This is a genomic window from Mesorhizobium sp. M8A.F.Ca.ET.161.01.1.1, from assembly GCF_004792105.1.
Taxonomy (GTDB): domain Bacteria; phylum Pseudomonadota; class Alphaproteobacteria; order Rhizobiales; family Rhizobiaceae; genus Mesorhizobium.
Genome location: NZ_SRTD01000099.1, coordinates 1 through 420, shown reverse-complemented (window position 1 = coordinate 420; position 420 = coordinate 1). Strand labels below are relative to the sequence as shown.

Annotated in this window: 1 protein-coding gene; it reads right to left on the bottom strand. The window is 67.9% G+C overall.

Going from position 1 to position 420, the window contains the following annotated elements; all coding sequences use genetic code 11:
- On the bottom strand, positions 1 to 420 hold a 420-nt coding region (locus EN804_RS34820), incomplete at both ends, for an AAA family ATPase (RefSeq protein WP_135922317.1).

Sequence of the window (420 nt, the reverse complement as noted above, 5' to 3'; positions counted from 1 at the left end):
CCGGATCCTTCTCGATATGCTGCTTGTATTCGGCCCAGGTGGTGGCGGCGATGGTGCGCAGCTCGCCGCGCGCCAGCGCCGGCTTCAGGAGATTGGCCGCGTCTCCGGTTCCCGCCGCGCCGCCGGCGCCGATCAGCGTGTGCGCCTCGTCGATGAACAGGATGATCGGCACCTCGGAGGCCTGGACCTCGTCGATGACGGCCTTCAGGCGCTTCTCGAACTCGCCCTTGACGCTGGCGCCCGCCTGCATCAGCCCGACATCGAGCATGCGTACGCTGACATTCTGAAGCGTCGGCGGCACGTCGCCCTGGGCGATGCGCAAGGCAAAGCCCTCGACCACCGCCGTCTTGCCGACCCCCGCCTCGCCGGTGAGGATCGGGTTGTTTTGCCGGCGTCGCATCAGGATGTCGACGATCTGCC